General features: G+C 48.8%; 17 protein-coding genes. 11 read left to right on the top strand and 6 right to left on the bottom strand.

The annotated features are described in order from the left end of the window. Positions 1–4: 4 nt before the first annotated feature. Genes IE055_RS16065 through IE055_RS16075 form a run of 3 tightly spaced genes read right to left on the bottom strand, consistent with a single transcriptional unit; the run spans position 5 to position 2,219 of the window. A complete protein-coding gene (locus IE055_RS16065) occupies positions 5–547 on the bottom strand; it encodes a DUF2058 domain-containing protein (protein WP_189402705.1) in 543 nt (180 codons plus the stop codon). Then, positions 544–1,422, bottom strand: coding sequence for an Hsp33 family molecular chaperone HslO (hslO, locus tag IE055_RS16070; protein ID WP_189402706.1), 879 nt, complete (start codon positions 1,420–1,422; stop codon positions 544–546). The genes IE055_RS16065 and hslO overlap by 4 nt, the downstream gene beginning before the upstream one ends. After that, positions 1,419–2,219 (bottom strand): undecaprenyl-diphosphate phosphatase, encoded by an 801-nt coding sequence (locus IE055_RS16075; RefSeq protein WP_189402707.1) that lies wholly within the window; start codon positions 2,217–2,219, stop codon positions 1,419–1,421. The genes hslO and IE055_RS16075 overlap by 4 nt, the downstream gene beginning before the upstream one ends. A 78-nt stretch (positions 2,220–2,297) precedes the next feature. On the opposite strand from IE055_RS16075, the gene IE055_RS16080 reads away from it, so the two are divergent. The 4 genes from IE055_RS16080 to IE055_RS16095 all read left to right on the top strand — a co-directional run bounded on the left by IE055_RS16080 (position 2,298) and on the right by IE055_RS16095 (position 5,647). After that, complete coding sequence (locus IE055_RS16080) at positions 2,298–3,038, top strand: pteridine reductase (RefSeq protein ID WP_189402708.1); 741 nt, start codon at positions 2,298–2,300, stop codon at positions 3,036–3,038. A gap of 98 nt (positions 3,039–3,136) precedes the next feature. After that, entirely contained in the window at positions 3,137–3,934 is a 798-nt protein-coding gene (locus IE055_RS16085) for a DODA-type extradiol aromatic ring-opening family dioxygenase (protein WP_189402709.1), read from the top strand. Between the two features lie 94 nt (positions 3,935–4,028). Next, complete coding sequence (locus IE055_RS16090) at positions 4,029–4,811, top strand: DUF4097 family beta strand repeat-containing protein (RefSeq protein WP_189402710.1); 783 nt, start codon at positions 4,029–4,031, stop codon at positions 4,809–4,811. Between the two features lie 62 nt (positions 4,812–4,873). Then, entirely contained in the window at positions 4,874–5,647 is a 774-nt protein-coding gene (locus tag IE055_RS16095) for a type 1 glutamine amidotransferase domain-containing protein (RefSeq protein ID WP_189402711.1), read from the top strand. 58 nt (positions 5,648–5,705) lie between these two features. Here the strand turns inward: IE055_RS16095 and IE055_RS16100 are convergent, their stop codons facing one another. Continuing rightward, positions 5,706–7,799, bottom strand: coding sequence for a winged helix-turn-helix domain-containing protein (locus IE055_RS16100; protein ID WP_189402712.1), 2,094 nt, complete (start codon positions 7,797–7,799; stop codon positions 5,706–5,708). 160 nt (positions 7,800–7,959) lie between these two features. On the opposite strand from IE055_RS16100, the gene IE055_RS16105 reads away from it, so the two are divergent. Continuing rightward, the gene (locus IE055_RS16105; protein ID WP_189402713.1) at positions 7,960–9,954 is read left to right on the top strand and encodes a serine hydrolase; all 1,995 of its coding nucleotides are present in this window, start codon (positions 7,960–7,962) and stop codon (positions 9,952–9,954) included. Between the two features lie 183 nt (positions 9,955–10,137). Here IE055_RS16105 and IE055_RS16110 read toward each other — a convergent pair whose 3' ends face one another. Continuing rightward, positions 10,138–11,268 (bottom strand): acyl-CoA dehydrogenase family protein, encoded by a 1,131-nt coding sequence (locus tag IE055_RS16110; protein ID WP_189402714.1) that lies wholly within the window; start codon positions 11,266–11,268, stop codon positions 10,138–10,140. Positions 11,269–11,805: 537 nt separating this feature from the next. Here IE055_RS16110 and IE055_RS16115 point away from each other — a divergent pair. The 4 genes from IE055_RS16115 to IE055_RS16130 all read left to right on the top strand — a co-directional run bounded on the left by IE055_RS16115 (position 11,806) and on the right by IE055_RS16130 (position 14,708). Further along, a complete protein-coding gene (locus tag IE055_RS16115) occupies positions 11,806–12,378 on the top strand; it encodes a hypothetical protein (RefSeq protein WP_189402715.1) in 573 nt (190 codons plus the stop codon). 748 nt (positions 12,379–13,126) lie between these two features. After that, the gene (locus IE055_RS16120) at positions 13,127–13,612 is read left to right on the top strand and encodes an RrF2 family transcriptional regulator (RefSeq protein WP_189402716.1); all 486 of its coding nucleotides are present in this window, start codon (positions 13,127–13,129) and stop codon (positions 13,610–13,612) included. 44 nt (positions 13,613–13,656) lie between these two features. Further along, positions 13,657–14,073, top strand: a complete 417-nt coding sequence (locus tag IE055_RS16125) for an ester cyclase (protein ID WP_229794332.1) — start codon at positions 13,657–13,659, stop codon at positions 14,071–14,073. A 131-nt stretch (positions 14,074–14,204) separates the two neighbouring features. After that, positions 14,205–14,708, top strand: a complete 504-nt coding sequence (locus IE055_RS16130) for a GrpB family protein (RefSeq protein ID WP_229794333.1) — start codon at positions 14,205–14,207, stop codon at positions 14,706–14,708. Between the two features lie 104 nt (positions 14,709–14,812). Here IE055_RS16130 and IE055_RS16135 read toward each other — a convergent pair whose 3' ends face one another. Beyond that, positions 14,813–15,712 (bottom strand): LysR family transcriptional regulator, encoded by a 900-nt coding sequence (locus IE055_RS16135; protein ID WP_189402718.1) that lies wholly within the window; start codon positions 15,710–15,712, stop codon positions 14,813–14,815. A 131-nt stretch (positions 15,713–15,843) separates the two neighbouring features. On the opposite strand from IE055_RS16135, the gene IE055_RS16140 reads away from it, so the two are divergent. Together IE055_RS16140 and IE055_RS16145 are read left to right on the top strand one after the other, a co-directional pair. Beyond that, complete coding sequence (locus IE055_RS16140) at positions 15,844–16,710, top strand: MBL fold metallo-hydrolase (protein WP_189402719.1); 867 nt, start codon at positions 15,844–15,846, stop codon at positions 16,708–16,710. Further along, positions 16,704–17,324, top strand: coding sequence for a DsbA family protein (locus IE055_RS16145; RefSeq protein WP_189402720.1), 621 nt, complete (start codon positions 16,704–16,706; stop codon positions 17,322–17,324). The genes IE055_RS16140 and IE055_RS16145 overlap by 7 nt, the downstream gene beginning before the upstream one ends. Positions 17,325–17,381 lie beyond the last annotated feature (57 nt).

The raw sequence follows: 17,381 nt of genomic DNA on the forward strand, positions 1-17,381 counted from the left end.
TGGCTTACCACATCAGATCATCAGGAATTTGATAATCCGCATACGGGTCATCCGCAGCCGGTGCATCCGCTTTGTCATTGGCCAATTGAATCACACGATGGGACTCGCGCTTGGCCACCTGCTCGGCCACCTTCTTAGGCACAATCTCATACAGTTCATTGTCCATGGCAACGATGACCACTTGATCGTTGCTTAACAAGCGGTGCTGTTGCTCAGTCACATAGATGGTTTTGACTTTTTTCTTATGCGTAAAGTTGAACGCGGTTTCGCCTTCTTTGCGATCCAGCTTACCGCCGTCCACTAGCTGCTTGATTTGCGCATACCGCGCTTTTCGCTCAGCTTCGGCTTTTCGTTGCGCATTGAGGGCCTTATCCTTCTTCGCCTTATCAAGCATTGCACGCTGAGCGCGCAAGGTCGTGTCGCTTAATTTATTGCGCTTTTTCTTAGGGGCACTCGGGGCTTTTTTCTTTGCTGACTTGGCGTTTTGAACGTCTTTCTTTTTGACGAGTCCGGCAGCAAGCAGCTGATCTTTCAGTGAGGTACTCATGACGTAAACAGGTTGGTTAGGTCGTTAAAATCGAGTTCGTAGCGCTGGAAGCAAAAGTGGCAATCGACCACCAAAGCTGGATGCCCAGCGTCTTGTTGTTCCTGAATCAATGCACGTACGTCTTCTTCACCCAATGCGGCGACTGCATCCAGCGACTTCTGTGCTGAACACACGCAGCCAAACTCAACCGGGTACGTATCAAACAAGCGACAGGCTTCCTCGTGGAATAAGCGGCGAAGAATATCCTCCGACGACAAGGTCAGGGCTTCTTTCTGCGTCAAGCTCGACAGTAACATTTCAAGACGTGAAAAGTGTTCCACGCTGAGCGCGGCGTCGCGTACTTTTTCTTGAGGCAAGGCATGCAAGGCAATGCCTAAGGCTACATGCCCATCAGTGAAAAATTGAAACAAGCTAGGCAGTTGCTCCGAACGGGCAAAGTAATCTTCCAAACACTGGCTCAGCGTTGGCTGCTCAATCGGCACAATGCTCTGGTAGCGCTCGCCTTCTTCAGGGGTGATGGTGATTGCCAACGTTGAACCATTACCCATCTCATTCAAATGAATGGCCGAATCTGCCGGCAGATTTTCAGACGTGTACTCAGCAATCGCACGCACCCGTCGATCAGCCATGCAATCCGCCATCATCAAGGAGATCGCACCAGCCGTACGCAACTGGATCGTCACACCACCAGGCACTTTAATTGAATCGCGCAACAAGGTTGCGGCCAGCGCAAATTCATTCAGCGTATGCGCCAAATGGGGCGGGTAATGATGGGTATCCTGAATGGTTTGACTGGTTTTATCCAACCGTACAATACAGCCACGTACATCGAGCTTGTCGAAGACAAAGCGCTGGCGAAAATCGGTGTCACTCATACCATTAATCCTACTATAACCAGGCTCAATAAAATTCGGTAAATAACAAATGGCAACATGCCAACTCGCTCGACAAAACGCATAAAGACCTTCATGCATAAAAATGCGACTGTCGCCGACACCACCACGCCAACAGCAATAGCGTACCAGTCTGCCGAAGCCGCCTGTTGGGTCAACTCCATGGTCTTCAGCAAACCTGGCAAAGCGATCGCTGGAACCGCCATCAAAAACGAGAATCGTGCTGCTGCAGTGCGGGTATAACCCAAGGCAAGTAGCGCGGTCATGGTGATACCCGAACGCGAGGTACCGGGAATCAAAGCCAGCGCCTGTGCGGCACCGACCAGCAAAGTGTGCTTCCAACCCAAGCTTGTCATTTGACGTTGATTGCGATCGCCACCTCGATCCGCCCAACCCAACAGCAGACCAAACACCAATGTGCTCGCCGCAATAACCAGCGCCGAGCGCAGATTCAGTTCAATCCAGTCACCAAGTAGCAGGCCAACCAGCCCCACTGGGATAGTTGCCAAGATCACCAGCCAGCCCAGCTGACCGTCGGCATTCCATCGACGCGTACCCCAACCAACCAACCAAGCGGGAACGATGCGTCGAATTTCCGGCATTAAAAACAACACCACCGCCAACAAAGTGCCAACGTGTACGGCCACATCAAACGCCAGGCCTTGATCCGGCCAGCCCAGTAGCTCCGGCACTAGAATTAGATGTGCCGAACTCGATATAGGCAGAAATTCGGTGAGGCCTTGTAAAATGGCCAGCACCACAGCGTGAAATAAATCCATACGGATAGCGTGGAAGTTAAATGCGAATTGACGGGAATGCGATATAGTAAGATTTTGTCGTGTTATTTGCATCCCAAAATGAACGCTTCTGCCAAATCCATTTTAATCACCGGTGGCGCTCGTCGTATCGGTCGCCAGATCGCGCTGACCTTGCACGCAGCCGGACACAATATTGCGGTGCACTATCGCTCCTCGGCCGCAGATGCACATGGGCTGATTGAAGCGTTGAATGCCACACGGCCTGATAGCGCAATCGCGGTCCAAGGAGACTTGCTCGATTTAAGCTGTATCCCAGGCATGATCGAACAATGCGTGACGGAATTTGGTCATCTGGATGTGGTCATCAATAACGCCTCCACATTTTACCCCACGCCAATCGAATTAATCGAAGACGACTTTTGGGGCGACCTGGTCGGCAGCAACTTGAAAGCACCGGCATTTATTGCCAAAGCGGCCGTCAAGCATCTGCGCAAACGCCAGGGCTCGATTGTAAATTTGGTCGACATCCACGCGCGCCACCCAATGGCCAATCACCCGATTTACTGCTCTGCCAAAGCCGGCTTGGAAATGTTAACCAAGTCGCTGGCGCGTGATCTGGCACCGGATATCCGCGTAAACGCGGTCGCACCCGGGGCAATTTTATGGCCCGAGCACTCATCGCTGGAAGCAGCACCCAAAGAGGTGTTGGAAAAAATTCCCATGCAACGCATGGGGCAACCTGAAGACGTTGCCAAACTGGTTCAGTTTTTAATCGACGATGCCGACTACATTACCGGACAAGTCATTGCCGTTGACGGTGGTCGCTCGGTAATGTTTTAGGCACCCGGGGCCGCACAGCGGCCACTTGTAATTGCGCCCTGTGAACCGATGAATTTGGCACGCCTTGGGAATTCATCAACCCAATCGTAACGGTGGTCATGATTAAGAAATCTCGTGCACTTTTTGTCTCGCATGGCGGTGGACCAATGCCGCTACTGGGCGACCCTGGGCATGCTGAGATGGTGGATTGCTTACGCGCCGTCGCCAACCAGATTGAAAAACCAAGCGCTATTGTGGTGGTCAGCGCACACTGGGAAGCGCCTCAAGCCACCATGACCGCTGCTCCGAACCCTGATCTGATTTACGATTACCATGGCTTCCCAGCTGCGGCCTACCAACTCGCGTATCCGGCCCCCGGTGACCCTGCGCTGGCTGAGCGTCTATACCGCTCGCTTCAGGCTGCCGGGATTAGTCCCAAGCTTGATACGCAACGCGGTTTTGACCATGGCATGTATGTGCCGCTCAAGATCATGTACCCAGAAGCGGATATTCCCTGTGTGCAGCTGTCACTGCTGAACCACCTTAACCCGGCAGCGCATATCGAATTGGGGCAGGCCCTACGCAGCACCATCAATGACAATCTACTGATCATCGGCTCCGGGTTTTCATTCCATAATATGCAGGCATTCTTTCAGGCACGCAGTGCAGGAACCGACGCCAAAAACGCCGCCTTTGAAAATTGGCTAGCGACGACCTGTGGCGATCATGCCTTAAACGAACAGCAACGCAGGCAGCGACTTGTCGACTGGGCTTCTGCACCGTTCGCACGCTATTGCCATCCACGTGAAGAGCACCTGTTGCCACTGCACGTCTGTTACGGCTTCGCCGGAGTGCCATGCACCACCACGTTCAAACTTCATATTTTAAACCAACGCGCAAGCATGTACTTGTGGTGAGCAAATTTTAAAAAATAATTTGCATTTGTGTAATCCAAAATCGCAAAACCTGCATCTAAGATTACACACGCAACACAAACAGAGACATTGAACAATGAAGAAAAGTACTTTGCTGGGCGTCATCGGCACCTGTGCCCTATTAGTGGTGGCGAGTTTTTCCATGGCCAAACCAGCAACACTGAAGCGCGCATTCCAGGTTGAACAAGGCGGCAGCCTGTTTATCGACTCCGACGCTGGCTCAATTGAGGTCTCCACTCATAATCGCGACACCGTTGAGGTCGAAGTGGATAAGCGCGGCCGCAATGCCGACGACTTTACCATCACCATGGATCAGTCCGGCGGCGACCTAAAAATCAACGGCAAGAAACCCAGTAGCTGGTTGAAAGGTTTCAGCCTGGATGTGCACTACAAAGTGACTGTGCCCGAGCGTTATGACGTACATCTGCGAACCGGTGGCGGTTCGATTGCCTTAGAGAAGCTAACCGGTGATGTTGACGCGCATACGTCTGGTGGCAGCATTCGAGTCGGTGCCATCAACGGCGACGTCAACGTACGCACGTCTGGCGGCTCAATCAAGATTGAAGAAGTAGCTGGCAACCTAAAAGCGCACACCTCGGGCGGCAGCATCACGGCTAAACTCACCAAGCAACCGACCGAAGACAGCGCGCTAACCACGTCGGGCGGGAGCGTGACTGCGTATCTGGCACCGAACATCGCGGTTGACCTCGATGCACGCACCAGTGGCGGCAGCGTCAGTAGCGAGATTCCCGTAAACGGCACTTTGAAACAAACGCGTATTAAGGGCGAAATCAATGGCGGTGGGCCAGAACTGAAGCTGGCGACCAGCGGCGGCAGTGTGCGTGTGAAGGAACTCTAACTGTTACTCGGCAGTGTCGGGACCACGCACGGAGGCCCGACACTACTGCACAGGTTTAACTTATGAAATTACACCATCTGGCTTGCGGGCTGGTCGCGTTCGCTCTAATTGGCACAAACCCGGTCCAGGCCGAGGAAGCTCGCAAAGTCTTAATCATTGCATCCAATATGCAAGACATGGGCGACCCAGAAAAGCACGAAGCTCGAAACAATCTTTGGGAAGTGGCACCGCCGTATCATGTTTTTGTGAGCCACGGATTCGAGGTCGATTTTGCATCGCCGAGCGGCGGCGAAGTCCACTTCTTTATGGAACCCCTTGGCATCAGCAGCTACACCATTGAATACGAAGGGTTTATGGACAAGGCAAAAAACACCCTGACACCTGATCAGGTCGACCCCAATGACTATTGGGGAATTTATATTGGCGGCGGTGCAGGTCCGGTATTTGACGTGGCGCACGACGAAGGTGTGCAAAAACTTATCGCCAAACTTTATGAGGCTGGTGGCATCGTCGGCGCTGGTGGCCATGGGTCCGCCGGGTTCGCGAATGTGAAATTATCGACCGGGGAATACTTGGTAAAAGGCAAGCGTATTGCTGCGTTTCCAGACTCAACCGAGAAAAGTAAACCGTGGGCCAAGCAAGGCACCTTACTACCCTTCTTGGTCGAGAGTCAGTTGAATAAAAACGGGGCAATCGCCCTCAACAAAGAAACCATTGCTGACAAACGTGACGTCGTTATCGACCAACGTATCGTCTCAACCATGTTTCTCCCTTCCGCGGCGCTCGTTGCTAAGGAAATGATCCTGTTAAATGAACGCACTCAAAACGATGACTAAGTCGTTCGCCGGATTCGCCATCATTTGCTCGGTTGTCCGTGAGAACTTGTCTGGGTTTCTATTCAGCTAGGGTAAGTTCAACGATTTCTTTCTTCGCGGCGATGACGTAGGTGAGCAGTAACAAATCATTTCGGGCATCAGTAAGGTAGTCAATATTCTCAGGCAAGAAATTTAGCAGGGTGAACTCTTGATGTTTAAGTTTGTACGTCCACAGCTGAAAGTCTTCATTTACGCCATAGAGAGTTTCACCTTTCAAGATAAAGCGCTTATCACTACCTTGCGAAATCAATGGTGTGATTAAAACATCTTCAACCACATCTGATTGCCAGTACTGATTTTTATGATCCAGATAAATCAATTGGCCTGCCTCGCTCATGGCTGCCCACACGACGGCGCTGTCTCTGAGCTTAATATGTTCACCGGTAGTCAGGTCTACCTGTGCAAAAACTTCATTGCCTCGCTCCAGCATGTTTACCACCGCCATGTTGGTATCACTATGCCAGTAGAACAACTTAGTGATCGGGCCACTCGTGATGATGCGCTGTTCAGTCCCGTTCAGCGGCATCGCAACCAGCAGTCCATCAACATTGGCCAGCAGCCTTGAACCATCGGTGGACCAACGGAACCCGCGTATTCTTGAGTCCAACGGCAGATCAGTTAGTTGAGTCAGAGAGTCTCCGTCACTTAGCCAGAGTTGTTCAGTGCCGGTACGTGTCGACTTGTACGCTATGGCGTTTCCACCTGGCTGAAAAACGCCCTCTGCATCGCCAGAGTTAGAGCGTGCTATGTTGGTAATTTGGTTCTCAGATATTGATGGTGACAAAGAATTCTCCAATTTGGACAAATCAAGCGTACCTATGTCGCTGTCATAGACCCCTTTAATTGCAAGCGCTTTCTTAGCGTTTGGTCCAAATAGTGGCGTTCCCATGGCTTCGTCTAAGGGCAGCATGACTCGTTGAACCTTGCCCTCATACGACAACGTAAACAATTGACGACCGGTACTGAACATCAACGATGATTCATTCGGTACGAACCGGGGGTAAAACATTTTATGCCCGGTAATTCCTGGATGTTCCTGCACTTTTTTACTTGAAGTTCGTTCGCCATCGCCAGTTATCAGTTCGAGAATAGGCTGATTAAGTTCATCTAGCATGATGAGTGCGATGCGTGGTTCGGTAGGTGCTATATCAAAACTTTGTATGGTCCCAGCTTGAGACTGATACAGTACTTCGCTGTTCGAGTCAGTGATGGAAAACTTAACCAGTTGCCACTGATTTGTCGGCTTGTGCATCAGCACTAGGGTTTCATCCGATAGCCAGCGCGGGTTCTTGATCTGCGCGTTGTTGCAGGTCTTTAATATCGATACAGCAGTGTCTCCTGCGAGTGCTTTTTCAAAATCTAAGCTTTTCAATGAAAAGCACGGCGTTACGGGCTGCGGCGTATCGCAGCGCTCGCGTTCGATAAACGCCAACTGGGTGCCATTTGGCGAGAGGCTGATGCTGCCATAATTTCCCCATGGGGTTAGTAAGGTTTCTTGCTGCGAACCAAGGTGCTTGGCCCAGATTCGGCTGCGACAAAACTTCTCATGGTAGCGATTAAAAATGATGTACTCACCGTCCGCTGAATAAATCGCATTAAATTCCTTGTTGTCGGTCGCGGTCATTGCTTGAATCGACTCTATGGAGAAGGGCTGCGAACTTTGAACTCGTTTAAATAGTATCGCCGCGCTCAAAACGAGAGCGACGCCAACAAAGCTCAAGAACAACTTTCGATTGCGCGACATCGGGAGAGAATCCGAGGCTGGCGAAGGCAGTAGCGCTCTACCGTCAAAGCTGTCCTGCCACCTTACCGCAAGCTCCAAGCTATAGCCTCGCTTTGAATGTGTTTTTATGGCCCTTTGATGTTTGGCATCGTCATCAAATGCTTTTCGCAATTGCGCGATGCTTCGTTGCAATGTGTTTGGGCTCACGACCGTATTGTTCCAGACACGATCAAGCAACTCATCCTGAGTAACCACCGAACCTTGTCTTTCTGCCAACAATGTTAAAACGGCGAGCGCTTTGGGCGCTAAAGTCAGCACCGTCGCATGACGAGTGATTTGATTTCGAGTTAGGTCAATATATCGGTCACCAACCCAGTATTGCATTGCCATGCCGTGTGGCCCTATTAAAGCTCGTCGAGTGTGCAGTTGTCCGAGACTACCATAACAATTAGACCAATTGAGGGGCAACAAACGCGTGTTTGGGTGTTGCACCCAAAATTCACCAAGAAATCAGGTAAACGTCAGGTTTTTTAGTCGTGGCGTACTGAAAATGAAGCACCCAATAACCGTCATTCAAATCAATCGCCACATGTATCGACAATTGTGTATAAGTCTAATTTGTTTTATCTCGTTTTCAGGTAGCCTTGCTTCCGAACGTCAAGGGTTTCAAATACCCAGAACCGAGATAGTTCCCATTGAAAACAGTGCCACAGGTGGTCTGTATGAGTTGTATATAAAACTGCCAAACACTTACTCAGACGGTTCTGAGGATGAGTATCCAGTCATCTACTTTACCGACGCAGATTGGCATATTGAACTATTGTCCGCTGCCCAAGAGTACCTGTTAGAAGAGGTCATTCTGGTCGGCATTTCGTGGCAAAAGGATATGCCAACGAGGTTGCTTGAAGAGGTTGGACCCCACGTGAGTCGATTCCGCGACTACACACTGTTGGAATCAAGCAATGCAGACCGACAATCAAAATATCAATTTGGAAACGCCGGCAGCCATTTACGATTCATTCGCGAAGATGTAATCACCCATGTCGAGAAGCATTATCGCGCCAACTCACATAATCGAAGCTATTTCGGCTATTCGGCAGGCGGCTTATTTGGAAGTTACATTGCTATAGCACGCCCTGATACGTTTAAAAACTACCTGCTCGGCAGCCCATCACTGGATGGCGACATCCCTTACTTGACTGAGCTATTAGAAAAATCCGAGTCGAGCCCGGCAAAGATGGATGCAAATATTTACATTACGCATGGCTCATTGGAAAAGGGGCGGCAAGGGTATATCGATCAGTACATTGCACTACTCAACAGTATTGGCGACGAAACATTGTCGGTGTCCAAAGTCCAAATTGAAGGTAGTCATCAGACGGCTTTCCCAATGACTGGGGTACGTGGCGTGACTTGGTTATCTAACTTGATAAACGAAGCACTGGCGGAACAGACAGAGGTTACATTTCGAGACATCGCACCATTAAAACTGGAGTTTGTCGACGCAAGCCCCGCTGACCTTAACGATTCTATTCCAGTTGGTGTGTTAGGTCATGATGCTAGTGACCGACGTAGGATTATGCAAATAGCCCACGAGATAGCCGATCAGAAACATGCTCGTGTTGATAGCCTGCTCATCGCGCATAAAGGCAAGTTACTATTCGAATCGTATTATCTTCGCGGCCGCAGGAACATGCCTCATCCGCAAGCATCCGCAACCAAAGCCTACACTGGGTTGGCGCTGGGTAGGGCCATTCAAATGGGTTACATGACTATGGAAGATTTGCATAGGCCTGTTATTAGCTTTCTTACCGATCTTGATAAAAACACACTTGTCGAAGGCGCTGAGTTGGTTACGCTGCATCATGCGTTAACCATGACGTCTGGCCTACGAATTCCTGAAGGAACGCTTGACGAGTTAGAGAAAAACCCAAAGCAGCTACAAGGCCAAGGCTTGATACAAGCCTATTTTGAGCACAGCGAGACAATAACGCCGCAGTCGCAAACGTTTCTGTATCAAGGCACCGACCCATCGATGGTTATGCACGTGTTGGAAACGGTTGTGCCAGGCAGCGCAAAACAGTTTATCGAGCAAGAGGTTTTGACCAAGCTTGGCATCACAACATTCGACTGGAATGAGAGCGTTAGCGGTCTGCCAAGCGCCGGTTCTGGCTCCGCAATGACGTCACGCGATATGCTCAAATGGGGCATGCTGGTCGCCAACAAAGGAAGCTGGCAGGGCGAACAATTGATCCCTGAGGCGTATCTCGATATCGGAACCAACAAAGTGATCCACATAGAGCCCGATGACATCTTTTTCACTAACAGCGTTGTCACCAACCCCGGTTACGGCTATTTTTGGTGGCAGGCTGACTTGGAATATGACGGTAAACGCTATTTCAGCCGATCAGCACAAGGCGGGGGCGGGCAATATATCATTTTGATCGACGAACTTGACCTGATGGTGGTAACAACGGGGCATGATCGAGAAATGAGGCCGTTGCGATTAACCGCAGAGAGAATTTTGCCTGCTTTCATTAAATAGGTCAGCGGCGGTGCAACATACGAAAGCCAGCATTCCACTTTGACTACTTAAAACCCAACCTAATTTTCAAGAATATCTGCGGGTTTGAGAGCGCCAGCGCGATGACTTTCCTTGGGTTGCCGTTCCTAGGTCAAAAACAGACAGGACACGCCGCGCTGGTCACTCAGAGCAGCGAGTCCGAGATTAGCGCCCCAAAATACTCCGGGCCACAATCTCTTTCATGATCTCGGTACTGCCCGCGTAGATCGTCTGCACGCGCGCATCACGGTAGAAACGTGAAATCGGGTATTCATCGGTGTAACCATAACCGCCGAACAATTGCAGACATTCGCTAATCACGCGCACCTGCATGTCAGTGGCGGCGTATTTGAGCATCGCCGCGTCTTCGACGGTCATCTCGTCACGCTTGAACTTAGCCAGGCACTTCTCCATCAATGCACGACACAACTCTAATTCGGTTTTAACATCAGCCAGCTTAAATCGCGTGTTTTGAAATTTTGCGACAGACTGACCAAACGCTTGACGTTCCTTCACATACTCAACGGTCATATCGAGCGCGCCTTGCACGTGACCAATTGCTTGCACTGCCACACCGAGGCGCTCGCGTGGCAGCTCGCTCATCATATAGGCAAAGCCGTGCCCTTCTTTACCCAATAAGGCATCTGCGGGCACACGCACATCTGAGAAAAAGAGTTCCGCTGTGTCGCCACTATGTTGGCCCATCTTCTCGATCTTTTTGCCTTTTTCAAAGCCCGGCAAGCTGGCGTCCACCAAAAACAAAGACACACCTTTTGCGCCTTTTTCTGGGTCGGTTTTGGCCGCTACCACCACCATGTCGGCATGAATACCATTGGTGATAAATACCTTGGATCCGTTAATGATGTAGTCGTCGCCATCGCGCACCGCACGCGTTCTCAGCGCGGCCAAATCACTGCCCGCACTCGGCTCCGTCATGCCTAAGGCCGTCACAATCTCGCCCGACGCCATGCCCGGCAACCAGTGCTGCTTCTGCGCATCGGTTCCGATATTCAAAATATATGGGGCAACGATATTCGCGTGAATATTGTAGGCCGACGCCAAGGCGTGATACCCCATGCGGCACATCTCTTCCTGCACCATTAGACTCACATCAAAGTCGGCTTCCGCACCACCGTGCTCCGCCTCAAAATCCACCAACAGTAAACCCGCACCGCCCATCACCGGCCAGAACGACTTGGGCATTAGTTTATCCGCCTCCCATTGCTCGATATTCGGCTCAACTTCAGCTTGCAAAAAGCGCTGCACCATATCTCGAAATTCGTTCAACATGTCCATCTAACAATTCTCGCTGCGAAAGGGTCACGGTGGACCGCGTGATTTTGGTGCACCATCCTAACCAAGCCGCCCTCGCTGGGCAATCGTTTAATATCTGGTATTGGTTTGGTTAATAGTGGTGACCCGTTTAAACGATCCAATTGCGGCCTCGCCATGTTTGACTCAGTTTTAACAGGAAATTAATTCGCTGTTGCCGCTGGCAGGAGATTTTCCCGGCACAAAGGGTAGTATTGTCAACCTAATGACCCACATTACATGCTTTCTTAGTTACTGATGGAGTTACTTATATCCCGTGCTAGATCCACCGGAGGTATCGCCGTCAAACCGACTTGAATGAACTGCGACTCGGGCTAGCCCTGAATTGAAATTTGAGCAATAAACGCGTGAGAGGATTTCGGGTATAATACCTCGCCAGAAGGGGGATAAGGAGGGAGAGGTATACCTCCTGAAACCACCTCTAACGCCGCAGAACTTTTCGCGAATCGCTTTAGTGATAGCGACTGAAGAAAAACACTTTTAACATCTAACCAACTATCTATGAAAAAACTATTAAGAACGCTGACATTTTTGACACTTTCTCTGTCTATACTGAATGCCAACGCAGGCTTCCCTGATGACTTGAGTGACGTGGTTTTCACTGAAGCGCCACAAGTTAAATCCTGGCCAGTCGGAGCAAGCATGAATTTAAGCATCGGCAATGGAGTTATCAATATGCCCTTTAATGCGACTAACTCTTGGCCTGGAATCAGTATTTATGGTACGCGAGTTAATGCCAACGCTTGGGGTATCGTTAAAGAGAATGGTATTTGGAAGGCTGGCACATGGGAGTGGCTACGACCAGGCCAGACAACCAAGAAGCAGAGTGCGTGGCAGCGCGGTCATTTTAGATTTATTCGAGATATATCTCCTAAGAACGGCGATATTTTCGGCTTTTTCGTGTCAGGAACTGCTCGGGGCGGCCAGCCAACGAATATCGCGCGACGCTCAAATTTCGTAGTCTACGAGTGGGGTAAAGGTGTAATTTCTATTGAAGGTCAAACTGCGCCGGAAGTAAAACCATCTTTTTCCAGCTATCCTGCGATAGACCTACTGTTGGACGACGCAAATTAATCGTAACATCGGTTCTAGATCCTAGATGGCTTAGCGCAATGCATTGTATTGGCCCGTATGTTACTAGCCTACTTGACCAAACTCTCCGGACAGACGGCGGTTCAAGTAGGTTAATTGTGACAAACAACGGTTCCTAACAAATATACAAACCGTAGCAATAGAACGAGTCCCTACCACAGACTTGCGCAGGATACTAAGACTGGACACCGATCTATTGGAGTACTTGCCCTACGTAGTTAGAAAGTAAGCCAAGAAGAAAAATACAATGGAGTGTATGGATACAGCGAGCAAGTACTTGCATCCAACCTTTGCTGCCTTATGCGCTGTCGTACTGGCGAATGAAGGACAACACTGTAGCAAATTTTGATTCATCACCTTTGCGCTTACTCTTAGACGCCGCCTGCTTGCTAACTACGTCATTCCTAAATCACTACTCAATAACCGAGGGCTGCGATGGCGTTCACTAGCGATCCAAATGTGTATCGTGCTAGCGATAGCGGTTTTTGGCTATTTATATACTCAATGGACATCTACATTCTGAATCAAGCTGGACCATAAACACACATGAACCTAGCATACTAGATGGCCTGGTTCGGGTTAGCCAGTTTCTATTGGAAGTAGCTTAATAGCTTGGGCGATGCGGCGAGAATTGAAGGCTCAGTTTATCCGCATAGAAATTCATAAACTCAACCGCTGAGTATTGGATTTCAATTGACACCTTAAATTAGGTATTGTTAATATCTAGTTTATGAGATTAAACAGTTCAGCTGAAGCAGCGCTTCACATCATGCTTGTTCTCGCGGCTGCGCCTGAGAAGCGCGAGCTTGCGGCTTCTGACATTGCGGCATTCCACGACTTGTCTGCCAACACCCTAGCCAAAGTCCTCAAGCAACTCAGGGCTGCGGGCGTAATCGCAGGCTCTCCTGGTCGCACGGGTGGCTATGCGCTTGCTAAACGCGCGGATAACATTACGGTTCTCGATGTTGTGAAAGCATTAGACGGTGTAGAGCCAATTTTCTATTGCCGAGAGATTCGGCGCAGTGGCCCTTGTGCTGCGAAGTCAGGATATTCATCACGATGTGCCATTGCGCGAACCATGGACAAAGCAACCAATGCTTGGCGCGAAGCGTTATCAAAGGTAACGATGGCCGACTTGCTCGACCAAGTTGGTGACGAAACACCCATGTCAACACGTACCAAAAGCGCGAATTGGCTTGATACCCATTCGAGATAAACGCACCAACTGGAGTCACTAGATTGAACATCAAACAAAGAAACATGGCGGTACTTGCTAAACATACGGCGGCAGAAGCGAAATTTGACATGGAAACAACGTTAGCGACTCTGCATCCCGATACCCTGTTCGAAGATCAGCCTATTGGCCTTAATTTAACAGGGCGCGAGGCATGCGCGCGCCACTATCAGATCTGGTGGGACGCGTTCGACTTGCATTCCGACGGTGGTATACTGCATTGGGTCGATGACAGTCTATTGATTGCCGAGTCGCATTTCGTGGGCACTCACAAAGGCGAGTTTCTCGGGGTTGCTCCAACCAACAACGCTATCCGTTTTCCATTTACTGTCGTTGTGCGCTTTAAAGATGGCTACTTAAGCGGTGAAAAATTTTATTACGATTTGAATGATGTTATGCGTCAATTGGGGCAAAAGAGCTTTAACACTTTGCAGCAATCCTAATCTCAGAAAGCACCTCTAGTCCGGTCACGTATTTTGAAAACTACTCACCTAATCGAACTGTCATACAACATCGGACAGCTAGAAAGTAGTTAATTGACAACAATCTACTGCGCTCTCAGCGCTTAAAGGCGATGCGTGAGCGATCGCGCGAACAAGGAATGTATATATATCCATACAACCATGATTGGCCTCACGACTTTCAAGAAGAAGCGAAACTGATTCGGTCGATATATGTTGGTTCAATCCAACTAAACCATATCGGTTCTACTGCAGTTGAGGGGCTCTGTGCAAAAAACTGTATTGATATTTTAGGGGTTGTAACAAACCTAGAAGATGTTCGAGAAAACCTGCAAAACCTAGAAAGAATTGGGTATCACCACAAAGGTAGCTACGGGATTGAAGGTCGAGCGTACTTCAGCAAACAGAAAAGGAAAGTACACTTCCATATTTTCCCAGTCGGTCACCACGCCATCCGCACGCATTTAGGCTTCGTTGAAACTATGTGTGCAAACCCATCGTTGGTGCAAAAACTAAACAAGCTCAAAACACAGCTACATTCTAAATACCCGCAGGATAAAGACGCCTATCAAAAAGAGAAAGCTGTCTTTTACGCTGAAATTCAGAAGAAACTCTAACAACATCCACTAGGCTCATGCGCTAGTCAAGAAGTGAGACCCGCCTTTGCTGATTGGCGAATTCAGTTACGGTGCGACACGAACACGTGGTGCCAAATAACTATTCACCAAGGATTATCCTGAAAATACGCCGCTAAGTGATCTATCAGCGCTCGCACTGTTGGAGATAAATGCTTTCTAGAAGAGTACAACGCGTAGACATTCATGGCTTTGAGCTTCCACTCAGGGAGGACATGAATCAGTTCGCCATTCAGAATGAAGCGATTGGCTAAATAGGTTGGCAACATACCGATACCCGCACCATTGAGTGTTCCATGCAGTATCGCGGTGGCTTCATTAATGGTCAGATGACAATCTACGGGAACAGATTCAAATTGATCAAATTTGGATAAGTGCCATATATGCCTTTCAAAGTGTTTGTAACCTAAACAATCGTGATCAGTTAGATCTTGTGGCTCCTGAATCTGACCGAGTGCTGCTTGAGCTTTTTCTAAGTAAACAGGCGAAGCAACAAGCACGGACTCACAACGGGCAATCGGCTTACCGATCAAAGAGGGATCTGGGTTAGAAGCAATACGCAAAGCAAGGTCGATACTTTTTTCAGCGAGGTTAGTCGTGTTGTCTTCTAAATCAATATCTACTCGCACTTCAGGATGGGCCCGCATAAATTGTTGGATGGCTGGCATAAGTTGCGAAGAACCAAACGACATACTGGCCGTAACTCGGACAAGACCAGACAATTCTTTTCCTACACTTGCTAACGAACTTAGTTTATCCGCTTGTTCAAGCCAGAGTTCAACGTCATTTAAACAAGCTTCGCCAGCTGAAGTCAGTGAGATTCTACGGGTCGTGCGATGAAACAGCCTAGTGTTGAGCCAATCTTCCATGGCTGCCACGTACCGAGTAACCATTGGTCGAGACATATTTAAACGATCTGCAGTAACGGTAAAACTGTTGGATTGTGCAACGTCAATAAATACCTTAGCGGCGATCACTCGATCCATTTCATGACTCCAAGCATGATTGGTGCGATTTATGAAACAATAATGACCATTTTTGTATGTTTTTCTGAATGAGTCAATTTCTTATTATGAGTTCATGAGTTAAACAATCACTCTTCAAGGAGTAACTAAACATGAAAAAACTGATTTCCTTCGTAGCCTCAGCCCTTATGGCACATTCTGCCTTTGCAGCTGACACCAAGCCACTAACTATCGACGTATACAATGCAGCCCCTAGCAGCTTTGGTGTTACGTCCACCCTTGTTTATGGTGAAACTGAAGCAATGGTCATTGATGCTGGATTTACCAAAGCGGATGCATTGCGCATCGCAGCAAAAGTTTTCGATTCCAATAAAGAATTGAACAGTATCTTTATTAGCCAGGCAGACCCTGATTATTACTTTGGCGCTGAAACTTTGCATGCGATCTTCCCCAACGCGGAAATCATCACTACACCTGCGGTGCAAAAAGCGCTTGAAAAAAAAATGCCAAGTAAAGTTGAATTTTGGGGGCCTAAAATGGGTGCAAACGCGCCTCTAAAACCGATTGTTCCTAAAATTTATACCAAGCCTAGTTTAACCATAGATGGGCAGACGATTGAGATTCGTGGCACTGAAGGTATTTTAGCTCACCGACCATACCTATGGATTCCCTCAAGCAAAGTAATTTTGGGCAATATTGGAGTTTTTGGAAACATGCATTTATGGATGGCGGACGCGCAATCTGATGAATCTCAAGAAGCTTGGAAACAACAATTGAACGAAATGATTGCGCTCAAGCCAGCAATGGTTATACCTGGTCATATGTCTCAGGGCACCCCAACAACAGCGGACACTATTCAGCACTCGCTTGATTACATCAACGCATTCCAAAAAGCGAAAGAAGACAGCAACAACAGTGCTGAGTTAATTAAGACTCTGACTGCGAAATTCCCAAACGCTCAAGGTGCTTTAAACCTCGAGATTGCAGCGAAAGTACATAAGGGCGAAATGGAATGGTAAAGGTACATTATTTTTTCGATCCAATGTGTGGCTGGTGTTACGGCGCAACGCCACTCGTTGGTATATTGGCAGAAATGCCAGAGTTTGAGATCACTTACCACCCGGGCGGAATGATTAGCAAGCAAGAGATTGATCGTTCTTTTAGACAACATATCTTACAGGCTGATGGTCAAATCGCAGCAATGACAAAAGCACACTTTGGTGACGCGTATAAAGCAAGACTCGCAAGCTCTGAGAAGTTTGTTCTTGACTCGTATCTACCAACCCAGGCACTTCTCGTTGGTATTGAGATGGGGATCAAACCACATATCATGCTCAAAGCAATTCAAACCGCGCATTATCAAAATGGTAAAGCACTTGGAAAACCTGAAGTGCTCCAGGCTTTGGCGGTTTCATTAGGGCTTGATGAGGCAATATGGAAAGAAAAAATGGCTGCTGCGGAATTCGCTACGAAGAACTGGATCCAATCCAGCCATAACGTAATGGGGCAATTACAGGTAAGCGGCTACCCAACCTTAATCGTCGAGAGAGACGGTCAATTTATTCGCCTGCCACACAGTTCGTACTACGGAAAGCCGGCCGAGTGGAAAGACTACTTGCACAGTTTGAGGTAACAGCTACGCTTGATTCAAGGATTTTCGTTCTAATATCCCTTATTTAAGGGATACAAA

Source organism: Arenicella chitinivorans, assembly GCF_014651515.1.
Taxonomy (GTDB): Bacteria; Pseudomonadota; Gammaproteobacteria; order Arenicellales; family Arenicellaceae; genus Arenicella; species Arenicella chitinivorans.

Excerpts from the sequence above, each read along its gene's own strand:
- IE055_RS16065 (WP_189402705.1), bottom strand. The coding sequence starts at position 547 with ATGAGTACCTCACTGAAAGATCAGCTGCTTGCTGCCGGACTCGTCAAA.
- hslO (WP_189402706.1), bottom strand. The coding sequence starts at position 1,422 with ATGAGTGACACCGATTTTCGCCAGCGCTTTGTCTTCGACAAGCTCGAT.
- IE055_RS16075 (WP_189402707.1), bottom strand. The coding sequence starts at position 2,219 with ATGGATTTATTTCACGCTGTGGTGCTGGCCATTTTACAAGGCCTCACC.
- IE055_RS16080 (WP_189402708.1), top strand. The coding sequence starts at position 2,298 with ATGAACGCTTCTGCCAAATCCATTTTAATCACCGGTGGCGCTCGTCGT.
- IE055_RS16085 (WP_189402709.1), top strand. The coding sequence starts at position 3,137 with ATGATTAAGAAATCTCGTGCACTTTTTGTCTCGCATGGCGGTGGACCA.
- IE055_RS16090 (WP_189402710.1), top strand. The coding sequence starts at position 4,029 with ATGAAGAAAAGTACTTTGCTGGGCGTCATCGGCACCTGTGCCCTATTA.
- IE055_RS16095 (WP_189402711.1), top strand. The coding sequence starts at position 4,874 with ATGAAATTACACCATCTGGCTTGCGGGCTGGTCGCGTTCGCTCTAATT.
- IE055_RS16100 (WP_189402712.1), bottom strand. The coding sequence starts at position 7,799 with ATGGCAATGCAATACTGGGTTGGTGACCGATATATTGACCTAACTCGA.
- IE055_RS16105 (WP_189402713.1), top strand. The coding sequence starts at position 7,960 with ATGAAGCACCCAATAACCGTCATTCAAATCAATCGCCACATGTATCGA.
- IE055_RS16110 (WP_189402714.1), bottom strand. The coding sequence starts at position 11,268 with ATGGACATGTTGAACGAATTTCGAGATATGGTGCAGCGCTTTTTGCAA.
- IE055_RS16115 (WP_189402715.1), top strand. The coding sequence starts at position 11,806 with ATGAAAAAACTATTAAGAACGCTGACATTTTTGACACTTTCTCTGTCT.
- IE055_RS16120 (WP_189402716.1), top strand. The coding sequence starts at position 13,127 with ATGAGATTAAACAGTTCAGCTGAAGCAGCGCTTCACATCATGCTTGTT.
- IE055_RS16125 (WP_229794332.1), top strand. The coding sequence starts at position 13,657 with ATGGCGGTACTTGCTAAACATACGGCGGCAGAAGCGAAATTTGACATG.
- IE055_RS16130 (WP_229794333.1), top strand. The coding sequence starts at position 14,205 with ATGCGTGAGCGATCGCGCGAACAAGGAATGTATATATATCCATACAAC.
- IE055_RS16135 (WP_189402718.1), bottom strand. The coding sequence starts at position 15,712 with ATGGATCGAGTGATCGCCGCTAAGGTATTTATTGACGTTGCACAATCC.
- IE055_RS16140 (WP_189402719.1), top strand. The coding sequence starts at position 15,844 with ATGAAAAAACTGATTTCCTTCGTAGCCTCAGCCCTTATGGCACATTCT.
- IE055_RS16145 (WP_189402720.1), top strand. The coding sequence starts at position 16,704 with ATGGTAAAGGTACATTATTTTTTCGATCCAATGTGTGGCTGGTGTTAC.